Source organism: Rhabdothermincola sediminis (assembly GCF_014805525.1).
GTDB classification, from domain to species: domain Bacteria; phylum Actinomycetota; class Acidimicrobiia; order Acidimicrobiales; family Acidimicrobilacustridaceae; genus Rhabdothermincola; species Rhabdothermincola sediminis.
This window is the reverse complement of the sequence record NZ_JACFSZ010000003.1, coordinates 213,157-229,634: the sequence shown is the minus strand read 5'-3', so window position 1 is coordinate 229,634 and position 16,478 is coordinate 213,157. Positions and strand designations below refer to the sequence as shown.

At 69.7% G+C, this 16,478-nt stretch carries 14 protein-coding genes and 1 pseudogene; 10 read left to right on the top strand and 5 right to left on the bottom strand.

Features of this window, described 5'->3' with window-relative positions; translation table 11 throughout:
* The first annotated feature begins 4 nt into the window (after positions 1–4).
* The 4 genes and pseudogenes from HZF19_RS17385 to HZF19_RS03930 all read left to right on the top strand — a co-directional run bounded on the left by HZF19_RS17385 (position 5) and on the right by HZF19_RS03930 (position 4,045).
* A pseudogene (locus HZF19_RS17385) lies at positions 5–1,047 on the top strand (Zn-ribbon domain-containing OB-fold protein).
* Positions 1,044–2,099, top strand: a complete 1,056-nt coding sequence (locus HZF19_RS03940; RefSeq protein ID WP_208027436.1) for a thiolase family protein — start codon at positions 1,044–1,046, stop codon at positions 2,097–2,099. Before HZF19_RS17385 ends, HZF19_RS03940 begins: the two are co-directional and overlap by 4 nt.
* A complete protein-coding gene (locus HZF19_RS03935; RefSeq protein WP_208027435.1) occupies positions 2,099–3,265 on the top strand; it encodes a thiolase family protein in 1,167 nt (388 codons plus the stop codon). Before HZF19_RS03940 ends, HZF19_RS03935 begins: the two co-directional genes overlap by 1 nt.
* A gap of 12 nt (positions 3,266–3,277) precedes the next feature.
* Complete coding sequence (locus tag HZF19_RS03930) at positions 3,278–4,045, top strand: glucose 1-dehydrogenase (protein ID WP_208027434.1); 768 nt, start codon at positions 3,278–3,280, stop codon at positions 4,043–4,045.
* 15 nt (positions 4,046–4,060) lie between these two features.
* Here the strand turns inward: HZF19_RS03930 and HZF19_RS03925 are convergent, their stop codons facing one another.
* On the bottom strand, positions 4,061–4,390 hold the full coding sequence (locus tag HZF19_RS03925) for a helix-turn-helix transcriptional regulator (RefSeq protein WP_307781134.1): 330 nt from the start codon (positions 4,388–4,390) through the stop codon (positions 4,061–4,063).
* 216 nt (positions 4,391–4,606) lie between these two features.
* On the opposite strand from HZF19_RS03925, the gene HZF19_RS03920 reads away from it, so the two are divergent.
* The 4 genes from HZF19_RS03920 (at position 4,607) to HZF19_RS03905 (ending at position 8,994) form a co-directional block, all read left to right on the top strand.
* Positions 4,607–5,179, top strand: coding sequence for an RNA polymerase sigma factor (locus tag HZF19_RS03920; protein ID WP_208027433.1), 573 nt, complete (start codon positions 4,607–4,609; stop codon positions 5,177–5,179).
* A gap of 929 nt (positions 5,180–6,108) precedes the next feature.
* Positions 6,109–6,702, top strand: a complete 594-nt coding sequence (locus HZF19_RS03915) for a TadE family protein (protein ID WP_208027432.1) — start codon at positions 6,109–6,111, stop codon at positions 6,700–6,702.
* Positions 6,699–7,781, top strand: coding sequence for a TadE/TadG family type IV pilus assembly protein (locus HZF19_RS03910; RefSeq protein WP_208027431.1), 1,083 nt, complete (start codon positions 6,699–6,701; stop codon positions 7,779–7,781). Before HZF19_RS03915 ends, HZF19_RS03910 begins: the two co-directional genes overlap by 4 nt.
* 10 nt (positions 7,782–7,791) lie before the next feature.
* Complete coding sequence (locus tag HZF19_RS03905) at positions 7,792–8,994, top strand: pilus assembly protein TadG-related protein (protein WP_208027430.1); 1,203 nt, start codon at positions 7,792–7,794, stop codon at positions 8,992–8,994.
* Between the two features lie 63 nt (positions 8,995–9,057).
* On the opposite strand, the gene HZF19_RS03900 is transcribed toward HZF19_RS03905, so the two are convergent.
* The 3 genes from HZF19_RS03900 to HZF19_RS03890 are packed head-to-tail and all read right to left on the bottom strand — an operon-like array spanning position 9,058 to position 12,455.
* On the bottom strand, positions 9,058–10,113 hold the full coding sequence (locus HZF19_RS03900; protein ID WP_208027429.1) for a Rieske 2Fe-2S domain-containing protein: 1,056 nt from the start codon (positions 10,111–10,113) through the stop codon (positions 9,058–9,060).
* Between the two features lie 18 nt (positions 10,114–10,131).
* Positions 10,132–11,001 carry an amidohydrolase family protein gene (locus HZF19_RS03895; RefSeq protein WP_235979274.1) on the bottom strand — a complete coding sequence of 290 codons (870 nt, stop codon included), beginning with the start codon at positions 10,999–11,001 and terminating at the stop codon, positions 10,132–10,134.
* 41 nt (positions 11,002–11,042) lie between these two features.
* Complete coding sequence (locus tag HZF19_RS03890; protein ID WP_208027428.1) at positions 11,043–12,455, bottom strand: WS/DGAT/MGAT family O-acyltransferase; 1,413 nt, start codon at positions 12,453–12,455, stop codon at positions 11,043–11,045.
* Between the two features lie 108 nt (positions 12,456–12,563).
* On the opposite strand from HZF19_RS03890, the gene HZF19_RS03885 reads away from it, so the two are divergent.
* On the top strand, positions 12,564–13,790 hold the full coding sequence (locus tag HZF19_RS03885) for a phosphatidylinositol-specific phospholipase C1-like protein (protein WP_208027427.1): 1,227 nt from the start codon (positions 12,564–12,566) through the stop codon (positions 13,788–13,790).
* A 4-nt stretch (positions 13,791–13,794) separates the two neighbouring features.
* On the opposite strand, the gene HZF19_RS03880 is transcribed toward HZF19_RS03885, so the two are convergent.
* On the bottom strand, positions 13,795–14,970 hold the full coding sequence (locus tag HZF19_RS03880; protein WP_208027426.1) for a serine hydrolase domain-containing protein: 1,176 nt from the start codon (positions 14,968–14,970) through the stop codon (positions 13,795–13,797).
* A gap of 48 nt (positions 14,971–15,018) precedes the next feature.
* Between HZF19_RS03880 and HZF19_RS03875 the strand changes: the two genes are divergently transcribed.
* Complete coding sequence (locus tag HZF19_RS03875; RefSeq protein WP_208027425.1) at positions 15,019–16,476, top strand: WS/DGAT/MGAT family O-acyltransferase; 1,458 nt, start codon at positions 15,019–15,021, stop codon at positions 16,474–16,476.
* Positions 16,477–16,478 lie beyond the last annotated feature (2 nt).

Sequence of the window (16,478 nt, the reverse complement as noted above, 5' to 3'; positions counted from 1 at the left end):
AGTGATGCCCGAGTCCGATGTCCTGATCGCGCCGCTGGTCATCGAGTACCCGTTCAGCCGCACCACCGGCCCGGTCATCGGCGCCTTCTTCACCGCGCTGCGTGAAGGGTTCGTGGTCGGGGTGCGGGCCGCCGACGGGCGGGTGATCGTCCCGCCGGTGGAGTACGACCCGGTTACCGCGGAGGAGCTCACCGAGATCGTCGAGGTCGGCGATGCCGGCGTGGTCACCAGTTGGTGCTGGGTGGCCGAGCCCCTCGACGGCCAGCCCCTCGACGGCCCGTTCGCCTGGGCCCTGATCACCCTCGACGGCGCCGACACCCCGATGGTGCACGCGGTGGACACCGGGGGCGATCCGGCCCGCATGGCCACGGGCATGCGGGTGAGGGCCCGGTGGCGAGCGGTCCGGCCCGAGGGGGCGGACCCGGACGCGGACGACGGCGTCCGCTACCGCGAGGGGCACATCCTCGACATCGAGTGCTTCGAGCCCGAGGAGGCCGGCGCCGACACCGCGGGAGGAGTCCACTGATGAGCGACATCACCCTGCCACCCCGGCTGCGGGACCTGGAGCCCGTGCGCTCGATCCGCACGCCGGCGAGCCTCCACTACAACTACACCGCCGGGGCCGCCACGTCCCGTTTCCTGCGGGCCGTGGCCGAGAAGCGCCTGGTCGGCCAGCGCTGCCCGGTGTGCCAGAAGGTCTACGTCCCCCCTCGGGGCTCCTGCCCGACCGACGGTGTGCCCACCGAGGAGGAGGTCGAGCTCGGTCACACCGGGACGGTCACGTCGTTCTGCATCGTGAACGTGCCCTTCATGAGCAACCTCATGGAGATCCCCTACGTGAGCGCGCTCATCCTGCTCGACCACTCCGACCTGCCGATCATGCACCTCATCCAGGAGGTGCCCTACGACCAGGTGCACATGGGGATGCGGGTCGAAGCGGTCTGGGTGCCCGACGACGAGGTCGGCCCCACGCTCGAGTCCATCAAGTACTTCCGTCCCAACGGCGAACCCGATGCGCCGTTCGAGACCTACAAGGACAACGTATGAGGGACGTCGCCATCATCTCGTTCGCCCAGACCGAGCACCAGCGGGCTGTCTCGCACATCAACGAGGTCGAGATGCTCATGCCGCTGCTGGGTGAGGCGCTGCGCGGTGCGGGCATCGGAAAGGACCGGGTCGACTTCGTCTGCTCCGGTAGCTCCGATTACCTCGCCGGCCAGCCGTTCTCGTTCGTGATGACCCTCGATGCTTTCGGTCCGTGGCCGCCGATCTCGGAGTCGCACGTGGACATGGACGGAGCGTGGGCGCTGTACGAGGCGTGGGTGAAGATGCAGATGGGACACATCGACGTGGCCCTCATCTACGCCTACGGTAAGTCCTCGCCAGGCGAGATCCGTCGGGTTCTGTCCCGACAGCTCGACCCCTACTACCTCGGCCCGCTCTGGGTCGACTCCGTGTCGCTCGCCGCCCTGCAGGCTCGGTGCGGACTCGAGGCGGGGGCCTTCACGGTGGAGCAGATGGCAGAGGTCGCCGCGGCGAGGCGGCGACAGGCCAAGAGCAACCCCTTCGCCCAGCTCTCCGGCGACGTTGACGCCTCCACCCTCCTCGCGCAGGAGGAGTTCGTGGCCCCGCTCCGCAAGCATGACTGCCCCCCGATCACCGACGGCGCGGCCGTGGTGGTGCTGGCGGCGGGTGATGTCGCTCGTGAGCTCTGCGAGCGGCCAGCGTGGATCCGGGGGATCGATCATCGCATCGAACCGCACGCGCTCGGGGTCCGAGACCTGACACGGTCGGTGTCCACCGAGCAGGCCGCGGCGCGCGCCGGCGTGGGCGAGGGGAAAGTCGACGTGGTCGAGCTGCACGCGCCGTTCACCCACCAGGAGCTCATCCTGCGCGAGGCCCTGGCATTGGATGACGCGGTGGTGGTGAACCCCTCGGGTGGGGCCTTGTGTGCCAATCCGATCATGGCGGCAGGTCTCATCCGATTCGGAGAGGCGGCCTCCCGCATCTGGAGGGGCGAGGCCGACCGCGCAGTCGCCCACGCCACGTCCGGCCCGTGCTTGCAGCAGAACCTGGTGTGCGTCTTGGAGGGTGCGTGATGGGGAGCGAGCGAGTTGCCGTCGTCGGCATCGGGCAGACCAAGCACCAGGCCACCGCGGACTGCTCGATCGCCGGGTTGGTCCGCCAGGCCGCTCAACGTGCCCTCGACGATGCCCAGATGACCTGGTCCGACATCGATGCGGTGGTGATCGGCAAGGCCCCTGACTTCTTCGAAGGGGTGATGATGCCCGAGCTGTATCTGGCTGACGCGCTGGGAGCGACGGGCAAGCCGATGTTCCGGGTCCACACGGCCGGGAGCGTGGGTGGATCGACGGCGATCGTGGCCCAGGACCTGGTGGCCGCCGGCATCCACGAGCGGGTGCTCACCGTGGCCTTCGAGAAGCAGTCCGAGAGCGAGGCGATGTGGGCGCTGTCGGTCGCCATGCCGTTCCAGCCCCCGATGCATGCCGGGGCGGGCGGGTACTTCGCCCCGCACATCCGGGCCTACATCCGCCGCTCCGGCGCACCCGATCACATCGGGATCCTGGTGGCGCTCAAGGACCGGCTCAACGCCCTGAAGAACCCGTATGCCCACCTCCACGAAGAAGGCATCACCTTCGAGTCGGTCAAGGACTCGATCATGCTGTGGGACCCGATCCGCTACAGCGAGACCTGCCCGTCTTCCGACGGCGCCTGCGCGATGGTGCTCACCAACGAGAAGGGCGGTGACGCCGCTGCCGCCGACGGCCGCAAGCCCGCCTGGGTGCGGGGCACCGCGTTCCGCTCGGAACCGACGATGTTCGCCGGGCGCGACCAGGTGAACCCCCGCGGCGGTCAGGAGTGTGCGGCTGACGTCTATCGCCAAGCCGGCATCGTCGACCCGCGCCGTGATGTCGACGTGGTCGAGATGTACGTGCCGTTCAGCTGGTTCGAGCCCATGTGGCTGGAGAACCTCGGGTTCGCCGCGGAGGGCGAGGGCTGGAAGCTCGTCGAGGACGGCGTCACCCAGATGGACGGCGACCTGCCGGTGAACTGCTCCGGCGGCGTGCTGTCGTCGAACCCGATCGGCGCCTCGGGCATGCTGCGCTTCGCGGAGGCGGCCCTGCAGGTGCGGGGCCAGGCCGGCGAGCACCAGGTCGACGGGGCTCGCACCGCGGTGGGTCACGCCTACGGTGGGGGCTCTCAGTTCTTCGCCATGTGGGTCGTCGGCGACGAGAAACCCTGAGCGGGCGGTTCGATGGGTCGGCTCGAGGGGAAGGTCGCGATCATCTCCGGCGCTGCCCGGGGGCAGGGCGCTGCCGAGGCCGAGCTGTTCGTGCGCGAGGGCGCGCAAGTGGTGATCGGCGACATCCTCGACGACGCCGGGCAGCGGTTGGCCGGGCGTTTGGGCGAGGCAGCCCGTTTCATCCATCTCGACGTGACTGACGAGGGCTCGTGGCGCGAAGCGCTCGCGCTGACCCTCGACGACTTCGGTCCGCCCAACGTGCTGGTCAACAACGCCGGGGTGGTGCACTTCGCTCGCATCGTCGACACCGAGCTTCAGGACTTGCGCCGGGTGCTCGACATCAACTTGGTCGGCACCTTCCTCGGCATGAAGATCGTCGCCCCGGCGATGGCGGCGGCAGGGGGAGGCTCCATCGTCAACATCTCCTCCAGCTCGGGCATCGTGGGGTTCCCGATGGTCGGCGCGTACGTGTCGAGCAAGTGGGCGGTGCGGGGCCTGACCAAGACGGCGGCGATCGAGCTGGGCGCGGCGAACATCCGGGTCAACTCCGTCCATCCGGGTGGGGTCGACACCCCCATGACCCGCGACCCCGAGACCACCCCGCTCGATGCTTTCGAGCCATTCGTGCGCAGGCTCCCCCTGCGACGGCTGGGCACGGTCGATGACATCGCCCCGCTGGTGCTGTTCCTGGCGTCGGACGAGAGCTCCTATTGCACGGGCGCGGAGTTCGTCGTGGACGGTGGGCAGACCGCAGGAGACCCCGGCCTGCTCGACTTCTGACCAGTTGGCTGCGCGTCAGCGTTCGAGCGGCAGCTCGGGTCGGAGGATGTCGATCAGCTCGCCGATCCGGTGAGCGGACTCCAGCGGGTGTCGTAGTGGAAGGTCGCGGTCGATGCGGTAGTGGTTGCGCCGCCCCACGCGTTCGCGCACCAGGTATCCGCCGGCCTCCAGCTCCGAGACGATCTTCTGCGCGGCTCGCTCCGTGATGCCGACCAGCCGGGCGATGTCGCGCTGGCGGATCTGCGGGTCGGCGCTGATGCACAGCAGCACATGGGCGTGATTGGTGAGGAAGGTCCAGTCCGGGCGTGTCGCCGGCCCGGCCACATTCGCGGTAGTCGACGTCACGGGACACCTCCGGCTCGACAACGACCTCGACACTAATCGTCAATTCTCGTTCGGCTGATAGGTTCGGCGACGCCGCCGATAGGAACTCGGCGGTCGAGGGTTCAGAGGTGGTCGGGACGTGACCGGTGAGCGACGGGGCATGGCGGTTGGTGGGAACGCTGATGACCGGCCAGCAGGCCGGCCGTTCCGTGGCGGTTCGGTCCGGTCGGCCCACCCGTGATAGGCGGCCCGTTCCCGGAGGTGCTGGCTGCCGCTCAGCGCGGTGAGCCGAGCGCCATCGAGACCATCTACCGCGACGTCGCACCGCTGGTGCTCGGTTACCTGAGGGCCAACGGGGCCAGGGATCCGGAAGACACTGCCTCGGAAGTCTTCGTATCCATGATGCGACGTCTGTCGTCCTTCGCCGGTGACGAGCAGCAGTTCCGCTCCTGGCTCCTGACCATCGCCCACCGTCGCATGATCGACGACTTTCGTCGCCGGGGCCGCCGTCGGGAGGATCCGGTCCCCGTCGACGAGATGGGCGAGCGGGTGATCCTGCTGACCGACGGCGAATCCCAGGCCCTGGCCCGGCTGCGCAGCCGAGGGGTGCTCGAAGCGCTCGACCAGCTCACCGAGGACCAGCGGGCCGCCCTCATGCTGCGGGTGCTCGCCGACCTGCCGGTCAAGCAGGTGGCCGAGGTGATGGGCAAGCCCGAGACGGCGGTGAAGGCGCTGCTGCGCCGGGGCTTCGCCTCGTTGACGCGACACTTGGCCACCGGTGGTGAGGGTGTCGGGGAGGCGGTCGAGTAACGCCGCTCCCTGGGGGTCGAAAGGCCTATCGGATGGGAGGCCGGTATCGAAACCGGCGTGGGCAGCGATGAGGAAGACGACAGGGGAGGCACCGGTGAGAGGTTACGGCCGTGGACGAACCGGAGCGGGTGAGGAAGGGCAGCAGCCCGAGATCGCCGCGCTCGTCGCCGACCTGCGGGACGCGTTCCTGGTCGACCCGGATGAGCAGACCGCGCGCCGTCACCTCGACGCGATGCTTGCGGTTCAATCCCCGGTGCAGATACCCCGACCCCGAGCACGGCGGCGGGTGCTCGTCGCCACGGGGATCGGGGTGGGGGTGCTCCTCGCTGGCAGCGGGCTCGCCGCTGCTGCCGGGGCGAACCTCCTTCCCGCGCCCATCCAGGATGCGGTCGCGGCCATTGCAGACCCGTTCGGGTTGGATCTGCCGAACGCCGACGATCGACCGGGCCGGTCCGAAGAGGCCCCGGGTCACGGCGGCGAGGACCCCGGCCGATCGGAGGATGCCCCCGGCCAGGGTGGCGAGAACCCCGGCCGGTCCGACCAGGCACCGGGTCAACAGGAAGCCCCTGGGCGTTCGGAGCAGGCGCCGGGCCAGGGTGGCGAGAATCCGGGCCGCTCGGACGAGGCTCCCGGTGGGAGCGGTACCGCCCCGGGAAACTCGGGGGAGGCGCCGGGCAGGACGGGTGAAACACCCGGTGCTGGGGTCGGGCGTCCGGCCGAGCCACCGGGACAGGCCAAGCGCGATGGGGGGCCGCCAGCGGATGACGCTCCGGGGGCACCTCCGCCGGCGGCGGGTGGCGCGCCCGGAGGAGGGCAGGGCAGCAGTGGAGAAGCCGGAGGGGGCAAGGGCAAAGGTCCGAAGTGATGCTGGATCGGTCATGAGGCTCGGTTCTGGTTGGTGGCCGCGAGGAAGAGGCGGGCGTGAGGAGGTGAACCACCGGTTCACGGCGATCGGTGATGGCCCGCGGTCGAGCCGCGTCGACCGGCCGAGCACGCGATGGGACGACCGCGGCGCGGCCCTGATCGAGTTCGCACTCCTGCTGCCGTTCCTGGCCATCCTCGTGTTCGGCACGATCGATCTCAGCCGAGCCTCCCAGCTGCGGAACCGCTTGACCAACGCCGCCCGCGAAGGGGCGGCGTTCGGCCAGTTCTCCCCGCAGTACGTGAACCCCGGCTGCAACGGCGGGCGCAGCATCGACCGTGCGGTCATGCGCGAGGACCCGGGGTTGGGCGTGACCCGCAACGACATCCAGGTGTCACGGGTGCGGACCACGGCCGGCGTGACGACCGAAGTGCCCTACTGGAACGGTCCGGCCGACTCGCCCGGCGCGACCGCGTGTGACAACCCAGTGGCCGTGTCGGGAGGCACACCCATCACCTTCGACCGCTCGCCCACGAACCCCGACCGGGTCAGCGTCGAGGTGACCCAGAACCTCGAGATCCTGACGCCGCTCGTGGCGGCGATCATCGGAACGGACCAGGTCAAGCTCCGAGGCCGAGCAGAGGCGGTGATCCAGGGATGAGGGCAGGTCAGCCTGAGCCGGCCCGGCTGGGCACCGACCGTGGAGCCGTCCTGGTCGAGGCGGGCCTCGCGCTGCCACTGCTGCTCTTCCTCGTGCTGGGCATGGTCGACTTCGGCTACGCGGCGTTCCGGCAGAGTCAGTACTCGTCGGCAGCCCGCGACGGCGCGCGGGTGGCGATCCTCGACTACAAGGGCGCTGACGTCACCGGGAGCACGGACTGGCAGCGCATCGATCAGGCGGTCAGGGCCCGCCTGGGAGGCAGCGCCGTCTTGGGCATGACCGCTCGTTGTTACCGCCCCGGGTCAGCGTCGCCGATCACCTGCGCCAGCGCGACCCCGGACGTCGACCTCGTCGAGGTGCGCGTGTCGTGGCGCTATCGGCCGATGAGCCCTGCGGGTTCGATCATCGGTGACCGGACGTTCACCTCGAGCTCCCGGATGCTGATCAACGGCAAGCCCGAGCCGGCCACCATCCCTGATGCCCCGATCCCGCCGCCGCCGGACCCGGTGGTGTCCATCAACAGCACCACCTTCTACGGCGGCCAGACCATGGTGGTGAGCGGGTCGGGGTTGGAGCCGGGGGCGCCGGTCACGATCGACGTTCCCGGGTTGTTGGGGGCAACGACGGTCACGGTCGGCCCCGACGGCTCCTTCAGCCTATCGGTGCCCATCACGCCCGGAACGCCACTGGGCGACTACCAGGTGCACGTGCAATCGACCGTCTACGGCGAGCAGCGAACCTTCGGGCCGTTCCCGTTCTCGGTGACGAACCCCCCCGCGTGTCAGGCCACCTCGGTCACCGCCAGCCCCGACCCCGTGGGCAAGAAGGGCAACGGCACCCTCAAGAAGGACCTCACCATCACCGTCCAGACCAACGGCTCCCCGTTGTGCACGAACCTCTCCGTGTTCGTCCAGGTGTCGAACACGACCGGTCAATCCTTCGCCCTCAACGGCACGAGCTCGCCGTACAGCGTCACCATCGGTGCGAGCCAGCTCAACACCTGGACGGGCGGCACCAAGACGATCATCGTCCGATGGGGGACCGCCACCATCGGTACCGGGACCTTCACGGTCAACTGAGGAGGCATCGATGCGTGCACGTGCCAGACGGATCCGGGCCACCGGCGACCGTGGCGTCACCGTGGTGTTCGTGGCCGTCGGTCTGGTGGCCCTGTTGGCGGTGACCGGCCTGGCCGTCGACGGTGGCATCGCCTACGCGCAGCGCCGCACCATGCAGAACGCGGCCGACTCCGCGGCCATGGCGGGTACCCGGATGGTCGACAAGATCCGCTTCCGTGATCCGAGCTCGGGCACCCCGGCGCCGGCGAACTCGGAGATCTTGGTTGCGATCGAGCGGGAGCTCGGCGCGCAGGGGGCGGACGGAGCCAGCTGCCGGTTCGTGCTCAACGACGCAGCTCTGACCGAGGTCGGCGAGGACTTCTGCCAGAGCCCGAGCTTCCTCGGCGCCGTCAACCTCGACACGGACCGCTTCCGCCCGGGCTCCGGAACCGCGTGCACGACGGCGGAGACCGGCTGTTACAAGATCGCCGGCGTGCGGGTGCGATCGCAGGACACCCGCCCCTTGTCGTTCGGTGCCTTCCTCGGCGCGGACAGCCTGACGGCGAGCGCGTCCGCCACTGCCACCATCCAGCCGCTGTACCGAACGGACGGTAGCCCCTTCATCGTGTGCGGCCGAGCCGATCTGGCCCCCGGGAACGCCTGGGACATCCTCGACCTCGACGACAAGATCAAGCCCACTGCGCTGGGGGCGTGGTTCCCGCTGCAGTGGTCGAAGCTCCCGGACTGCGGCGCGGGCAACGAGTTCAAGGGCAAGGGGCCCGATAGTGGGGTGGCCCTCAACACCTGGGTCGACGGGTACACGGGTAACGGCTTCGACGCGCAGATCCTCATCCAGGTCAGCGGGTTGAAGCCCTGCCCTCCGGCCAAGGACGGCTTCCCACCGGGTGGGTGCGGGATGCTCATCCCGATCGCCCGTCAGGGATGCGGGAAGTCCTCGAGTGGGAAAGGGCCGACCTACGACTGCCCGCCCGGAGTCCCGGATCCACTCAAGCCGCACTTGTACGTCGTCACCTGGACGGTGTGGATGGTCTACGGGAACGGCTCGAGCGGCTCGCCCGTGTGCGACACGAACCTCGCGAGTCTCGACCTGAACGGATCGATCAAGTACTGCGGGCAGCTCTTGGGTTACCCACCCCCGGCAATGGGGGGCGGAGGGGGCACGGGCGACGTCGTCGATCCGAGCCAGGCCCGGGTCCTGAAACTGGCGCGGTAAGTGCCTCCCCCACCGCTCGAGGCCCGGGCGCGTCCTCCGAGCCACGTCCGGGGCCCGAGCCGATCAAGAGCTGTTCTTGCCCCGGTGCTTGCGTGAGGCCGTGGCTTCGGTGGGGACCATGGTCGACTCGAAGGTGCCGGGCGGTGGCGGCTCCCACACCAGCCGGTCGTCGCGCAGCCCCTCCTCGTAGAACTGCGCAGCCCACTTGCGGAACTTCATGAACGGTCCGTCGGTGTCGGCCAGCGCCGGGCGTACGAGGTGAGCCTTGTTCTCCCAGATCGGCCCGTCCTCGATGACCTGCTTGTGGACCTCGTTGACGAAGGCCTCGCCCACGCTGGAGGTGGTGCCGTCGTCACCGAGGCTGCGAACCGTGAAGGTGAAGTGCAGCTCGCAGGTGTCCTCGTCGATGGGGGTGTTGCAGCCCATGAGGAAGGTGTCGACGATGCCGCTGAACCGGGTGAACGCGAAGCCCGGTCCCCAGTTGTCGACGTCGATGCGCCCTTCCACCACCCCTCGAGGGGTGGGGAACTTCTGCGACGAGCGCATGACGGCGTGTGGTCCCTCCGCCCGGTACTCCTCGATCTCGGGCACCACCTCGGTGTTGTGGACGTACCGGAAGTGTGCGGAGTCGGCGCCGTTCTCGGCCAGCTCCTGCCAGGCGGCATGCACCGTGTACCGGCGGCACACCGGCTGGGAGAATCCTTCGGCGGCGTTGAACTCCGCCAGCTCGGGGATCTCCCACTGCGGGCCCACCGTCTCGTCCGGGTGGTACCAGGCCATGATCAGCCCGTTGCGCACGACGGTCGGGTACGAGCGGATGCGAGCCTTGGCGTTGGTGCGCTCGCTGTAAGGGATGCAGGTGTTGCGGCCCTCGCCGTCGAAGGTCCAGCCGTGGAAGGGGCACTCGATCTCGGTGCCCCTCACGGAGCCTCCGTGGCCGAGGTGCGCTCCGAGGTGGGGGCAGAACGCGTCCTGCAGGTGCACCGAGCCGCTCTCGTCCCGCCAGAGCACGAGGTGGCGGGCGAAGTAGTAGCGGGGGAGCACCTGCCCAGGGGCCAGTTCGTGGTCCCAGGCCACCTGGAACCAGCCGAACGGGACGGGGAAGGGGTAGCGGCTCATCGGTGGCACCTCACGGTCTCACTGGTCGATCTTGAGCACACGGGCTGCGTTGTGCCGCAGGAACTTCGGCCATACCTCGTCGTCGAAGGGCACGCCGGGGAGCTCGGCGAAGATCCGGTCGTAGGTCAGCCCGGCCGGGAAGTAACCCGCGTAGATGATCTTGTCGGCGCCCCGGGTGTTGGCGTAGTCGATGATCGCTCGCGGGTAGTGCTTGGGGGCGAAGGCCGAGGTGGAGTAGTAGAGGTTCGGCCACTTGAGCATGAGCTTGACCGCGAGGTCGGTCCAAGGCTCGGCGCCGTGGCGCATGACGAAGCGCAGCTCGGGGAAGAACCAGCACACCTCGTCGATCAGCTCGACCTTCTGCGGGGCCATGGGCACCCGGGGCCCCGGCACACCCGCGCAGACGAAGATGGGGATGTCGAGCTCCACGCACTTGGCGTAGATGGGGTAGTACCGCTTGTCGTTGATCGGCACCTGCACGCCCGCCGGGAAGGTGGTCGCGGCCTTGATGCCGTACCGGTCGTGCATCTCCACCAGGAAGCGCACCGCGTCCATGCCCTGGTTGGGGTCGACCGATGCGGAGGGGATGAACCGGTCGGGGAAGTCCTTGAGGGCCCGTTCGGCGTCGTCACGGCCCGGGCCGACCCCGATCATCGCCTTGTCGATACCGAACCGGTCCAGGTTGTCGACCACCACCGCCACTGGGTCGACGTTGTCCTCGAGGTCCGGCGGCACGTCCTTGAACATGTACTGCGCGGGGAAGCGGAACTCCTCGAGGCTCTCCTTGTCCCGCAGGTGCGGGGCCAGGAACTTGTACACCTCCCGCCGGTCCGGTTTGGGGAAGCCGACCATCGTGTCGATGATCCCGACGTCGGTGGGCATGGCCATGGATCACATACTAGAACAGGTTCTAGTTCCAGGGGAGCCGGTCAGGCGGTGAGGCGCTCGGCAGCGTCGCGCAGCTCGGCCACCGCCGCGGTGAAGCCGTCGACGACCTGCCAGAGGTCGGGAACCGTGTCCCGACAGGCGATGACCCCGACGTCCATGTTCCCCATGTTCGACAGGACGGTGAGGTTGATGCCCGATCCTTCGATCAAGGGACCGAACGGGTAGATCCCCTTCACCTGGGCACCGGCGATGTACAGCGGGATCGGGGGACCGGGCACGTTGCTGATCACCAGGTTCTGGACGGGCGGCAGCGTGCCGGCCACCTGCGGGAGCGCGTACAGCCGCAGCGCCAGGTTGTAGACGCCGGGCGGGGTGATCTGTGCCAGGTCCTGGATGAGGTCCGCGCCCATGGCGTTGTGCACCGCCTTGGCGTCCTTGGTCTCGGCGTGGATGGCCTCCAGCTGCCGGACTGGATCGTCCAGGTCCACCGGCAGGCGGACGAACATGTTCGACACCTGGTTGGTCCCGCCGCCGGAGGCCTGACCGTGCACCGACACCGGCACCGCCGCCACCAGTGGCCGGTCGGGTAGGTCGTCGTGGGCGAGCAACCAGCGTCGCAAGGTCATGGCCGTGGCCGCCAGCACGACATCGTTGACCGTGGTGCCGAAGGCCGACTTGATGCGCTTGAAGTCGTCCAGCTCGGCTTGACCGAACGCCACCGCCCGGTTCCCCGTGATGGGCGCGCTGAGGCGGGTGCGCGGCCCGGTGAAGGGCAGGGCCGGGCTGAGGCCGTCGCCACCGAACGGCAGGACGCTGCGTCCCATGTCCACCAGCGAGCGGGTGGTACGGACCAGGGCCCGCACCCCGCGCAGCGGGTTCGTGACCCGGTCGGCGACCGCGCCCGCGAGCACTGTCAGGTCGCTGGGTACGCGGTCGGGCTCCCAGGGCTCCTCGGGCGGCGGCGGGTCGGATGCGCCGGGCTCGAGGTCGAGCAGGTGGGCCATGAGGTCAGCTCCGGTGATGCCGTCGATGGTGGCGTGGTGCATCTTGGTGACCAGCGCCGCCGAACCGTCCTCCAGCCCCTCCACCACGTGCATCTCCCACAGCGGTCTACTCCGGTCGAGCGGCCGGCTGGCGATGTCGCCCACCACCTCGGCCAACTCGTGCAGCGACCCCGGTGGCGGCACCGCCAGGTGCGTGATGTGGCTGCCGAGGTTGAAGTCCGGGTCCTCGATCCACAGCGGGTGGTCCAAGCCCAGCGGTACCGGCACCAGCCGGCGGCGCAGCATCGGCATCAGGTGGATCCGGGCCTCGATGAGCTTGCGCACCCGGGCCACGGAGAACCCGCCCTGCATCGTCGACGGATCGAGGATGAGCACGCCGACGACGTGCATGTGATGGGTGGGCGTCTCCATGTAGAGGAAGGACGCGTCCATCCCGCTGAGGCGCTGCATCGGACCTCCAGTCCGGTCGAACGGGCCGAAGCCTGAGCCGGTGCTGGCACACCGCCCGGCGGGCGCTCACCCATCACCGCTCCAGGGGAGAGGGTACGTTCCGGGGGCATGGCCTCCCACTTCCCACCCCGTCCGGTCCGGATCGCTCGGCTCCGGGCTGCTCTGGGCCCGATCATCTGCACCCTCGTCCTGGCCGCGGGGACGGCGTGCTCCTCGGGCTCCTCAGGCTCGAACGACGGTGCATCCACGGCCACCAGCCGTGAGGTCCCACCCATCAGGCTCAACCAGATCCAGGTGATCGGCTCGCACAACAGCTATCACGTCGAGCCCCCACCGGAGCAGCTCCAGGGCTTCCTGCAGGTGGTCCCGAGCGCCATCGAGCTCGCCTACACCCACGAGCCGCTCGCCGAGCAGTTCAGCTCCCAGGGCGTGCGCCAGATCGAGCTCGACGTGTTCGCCGACCCGGATGGCACGCTCTGGCGGCCGCTCGGCACCCCGGGCTTCAAGGTGTTCCACATCGAGCAGGTCGACGAGCGCTCCCGCTGCGAGACCTTCGTGGGCTGCCTCGAGCAGGTGAAGGCCTGGTCGAGCGAGCACCCGGGCCATCTGCCCATCGCCATCCTGGTGGAGGTGAAGGACTCGGTCGACTTCCCGAACCCGCCGAACCCGGTGCCGGTCGGGCCGGCGGAGCTCGACGCGCTCGATGCCGAGATCCGCTCGGTGTTCGAGCCCGGCGAGCTGATCACCCCCGATGACGTGCGCGGCGACCGGGCGACGCTCGAGGAGGCGGTGCTCGCCGGCCGGTGGCCGCTGCTCGACGACGTCCGCGGCCGGGTGATGTTCCTCCTCGACAACAAGCGCGACGAGTACGTGCAGGGCCATCCGTCGCTGGAGGGGCGGGTGGCGTTCACCCCCTCCGAGCCGGGCCAGCCGGATGCCGCGTTCATCAAGCGCAACGACCCGCTGGGCGAGAACCTGGCGCAGATCCAGGAACTCGTGCGAGCCGGCTACGTGGTGCGCACCCGGGCCGACTCGCCGGTCACCACGCCGTCGTCAGGGGATCGCAGCCAGCTCGAGGCCGCGCTGGCCAGTGGCGCGCAGTGGATCAGCACCGACTACCCGCTGCCGGGCATGGCCGAGCGCTGGGGGTCGGACTACGTGGCGTCGATCCCCGGGGGCACCCCGGCACGCTGCAACCCCGTGAACGCGCCTCCCGGTTGCGAGCCGAGCGACCTCGAGGACCTGGGTCTGCCGCTCGGGCCGTGGGCGCCCGAGTCCCCGCCGCCGACCTACCCGAGACCGACCGTCACCGCCGGGGTGGGCGGCACGGGTTGACCGCTCAGTTCGCCAGGCAGGCCGCCGCCCGGCTCGACAGGCCGATGGTGCGCCGCGCCTCCCGCAGCACGTTCCGGTCGAGTCCGTTGGTCAGGTAGCAGAACGAGACGCCCGACACCGGGTCGGCCCAGGCGATCTGGCCACCCGCCCCGTCGTGGCCGAAGGTCTCGGGGGAGAGGCCGTAGCCGAACCCGCGCATCCTCGCCACGGTGCCCTCGCCGGCCACCATCATCCCGAGACTGCGGTGCGCGGGGATGGCCCGCAGGGGGTCGGGGAGATCGCAGCGCACCCGCCGAGCGGCGTCGAGCAGCAGGTCGCCGTCCCACAGCCCCGCCTCGTTGTGGAGCAGCGACTGGTAGTAGAGGGCGATGTCGGCGGCGGTGCTGATGCCCCCGCCACCCGGCGCGCCCACCGCCCTGACCGCGGGATCGTTGAACTCCAGGAGCGCGTCGGTGGTCACCTCACCGACGAGGGCCTCGAGGTCGATGCCGGGGATGCCGATCGCCGCTTCGATCTCCTCGGGGGTGGGGGGCTCGCCGGAAGCCACCAGCGTGGTGATGTCGGCTTGCCGCTCAGGTGGCTCGCCTAGCCGGAACCGTCGTAGGCCCAGCGGCTCCATGAGCCTGGTGTGCACGAACTCCCGGTAGTCGAGCCCACTCACCACCTCGATCACCTCCCCGAGCACCCAGTGCGCGGCGAGCGGGTGATACTCGAAGCGCGTACCGGGCTCCCAGTTCAACCGCCAGCGCTCGAAACGCTCGAGGCGAGCCTCCCGTGATGCGGCCTCGGTGATCCGCATCGGGGCCTGGGGGAACCCGGAGGTGTGGAGGAGCAGTTGCTCGACCGTGATCACGTCCTTGCCGTTGGTGCCGAAACGGGGGACGATCTCGGCCACCTTGGTCCCCACGTCGAGGGCGCCTTCGGTCATGAGCAGCCAGATGGCGCCAGCGATGACGCCCTTGGTGGCCGAGAAGATGACGTAGCGGTTGTCGTTCGTCGCCGAGCCGATGGCCGTGAACAGCGCCAGCCGACCTTCGCGGGCCAGCGCGAGCTGACAGCTCGGCAGCAGACCGGCGTCGACCTCCCGGTGGGCCCGCTCCACCAGGGCATGGAGCGCGGCCGGGTCGAGGCCGACCCCCGCGGGGTCGGCGAGCTGGTAGCGGTCGTTCGGGTGCGCCATGGGGGCAACGTAGCGGGCAGGGATGGCCGGCGCGATACTCCGCGATGCATGCAGCGACTGAGCGGGCTCGATGCGGGGTTCCTCTACATGGAGACGCCCACGCTCCACATGCACACGCTCAAGGTCGCCATCCTCGAGCCGCCCGCGGGAGCCCCCTTGCCGTTCGAGGCCATGCGAGAGGAGATCGGGGCGCGGCTGGGGCTGCTGCCGGGATTCCGGCAACGCCTGCTGGAGGTGCCGTTCGGCTTCCACCACCCGGTCTGGGTCGACGATCCGGCCTTCGACCTTGGCTACCACGTGCGCCGGGTCGTCCTCCCGCCTCCGGGGAACCGGCGCCAGCTCGACGACACCATCGGGCAGCTCGCCGGCGACCCGCTGGAGCGGGATCGCCCGCTGTGGCAGATGTACGTGATCGAAGGCTCGGAGGACGGCCGGCTAGCGGTGCTGGTGAAGATCCACCATGCCATGGCCGACGGTGCAGCCGCCTCCGCGTTGCTGGCCAACGTGATGTCCTTCGCGGACGGCGACGACGGTGAGGGCGAGACGGTGCTGGCCGGATCCACGGAGGCGTGGCGGCCCGCACCGCTCCCCGGTGGCGGGAGGTTGCTGTTGGACGCGTTCGTCGACCACCTCCGCCAGCTCGCCCGGCTGCCCAGGCTGCTGGTGCGCACCCTCGCCAACCTGCGCGCCGTGCTCCGCCACCGGCGCCGGTCGGTGGTGAGTACTCCGGTGCCGATCCTGTCGACGCCGCGCACGTCGTTCAACACCGCGTTGACCTCCCGCCGCTCGTTCGCCACCACCCGGCTCCCCTTGGAGGACGCCAGAGCGGTGAAGGCCGCGTTCGGGGTCACCCTCAACGACGTGGTGCTCGCGGTCGTGGCGGGAGCGATGCGCGCGTACCTGTCCGAGCGTGGCGAGCTGCCGTCCCGGCCGCTGGTGGCCGGCGTGCCGGTGGGCACCGACGCGGGCGGTGACGGGCGGCTTGGGGGCAACCGGGTCTCGAACCTGTTCACCTCTCTGGCCACCGACGAGCCGGATCCGGTGCGGCGGCTGCTCCGGATCCACGAGGTGACCGCTGAGGCCAAGGCCATGCAGGCCATCATCGGGCCGGAGACGTTCGCCTCCTGGGTGCAGTACACGCCACCACGGCCCTACGCGTGGGTCGTGCGCCAGTACTCCGGTCGTCACCTCGCCGACCGCCACCCGCCCCCCATCAACCTCGTGGTGTCGAACGTGCCGGGGCCCTCCCGGCCGTTGCGGACCGCCGGTGCCCACCTGATGGAGATCTACTCGGTGGGGCCGATCTTGGAGGGCATCGGGCTGAACGTGACGGTGTGGAGCTACCTCGACGGCTTGTACGTGGGCACCCTCGCCTGCCCTGACACGCTTCCCGATCCGCACCGGATCACCGATGCCATGCACGACGCGCTCGGCGAGTTGGTGGCATCGGCGCGGCAGGCGTCCGATGCTCCGTGCCGCGAGCCGGTCCCCCGGTCGTGGAGCTGAAG

Coding starts and splice junctions, on each gene's coding strand:
- HZF19_RS03940 (WP_208027436.1), top strand. CDS start 1,044: ATGAGGGACGTCGCCATCATCTCGTTCGCCCAGACCGAGCACCAGCGG.
- HZF19_RS03935 (WP_208027435.1), top strand. CDS start 2,099: ATGGGGAGCGAGCGAGTTGCCGTCGTCGGCATCGGGCAGACCAAGCAC.
- HZF19_RS03930 (WP_208027434.1), top strand. CDS start 3,278: ATGGGTCGGCTCGAGGGGAAGGTCGCGATCATCTCCGGCGCTGCCCGG.
- HZF19_RS03910 (WP_208027431.1), top strand. CDS start 6,699: ATGAGGGCAGGTCAGCCTGAGCCGGCCCGGCTGGGCACCGACCGTGGA.
- HZF19_RS03905 (WP_208027430.1), top strand. CDS start 7,792: ATGCGTGCACGTGCCAGACGGATCCGGGCCACCGGCGACCGTGGCGTC.
- HZF19_RS03900 (WP_208027429.1), bottom strand. CDS start 10,113: ATGAGCCGCTACCCCTTCCCCGTCCCGTTCGGCTGGTTCCAGGTGGCC.
- HZF19_RS03895 (WP_235979274.1), bottom strand. CDS start 11,001: ATGGCCATGCCCACCGACGTCGGGATCATCGACACGATGGTCGGCTTC.
- HZF19_RS03890 (WP_208027428.1), bottom strand. CDS start 12,455: ATGCAGCGCCTCAGCGGGATGGACGCGTCCTTCCTCTACATGGAGACG.
- HZF19_RS03885 (WP_208027427.1), top strand. CDS start 12,564: ATGGCCTCCCACTTCCCACCCCGTCCGGTCCGGATCGCTCGGCTCCGG.
- HZF19_RS03880 (WP_208027426.1), bottom strand. CDS start 14,970: ATGGCGCACCCGAACGACCGCTACCAGCTCGCCGACCCCGCGGGGGTC.
- HZF19_RS03875 (WP_208027425.1), top strand. CDS start 15,019: ATGCAGCGACTGAGCGGGCTCGATGCGGGGTTCCTCTACATGGAGACG.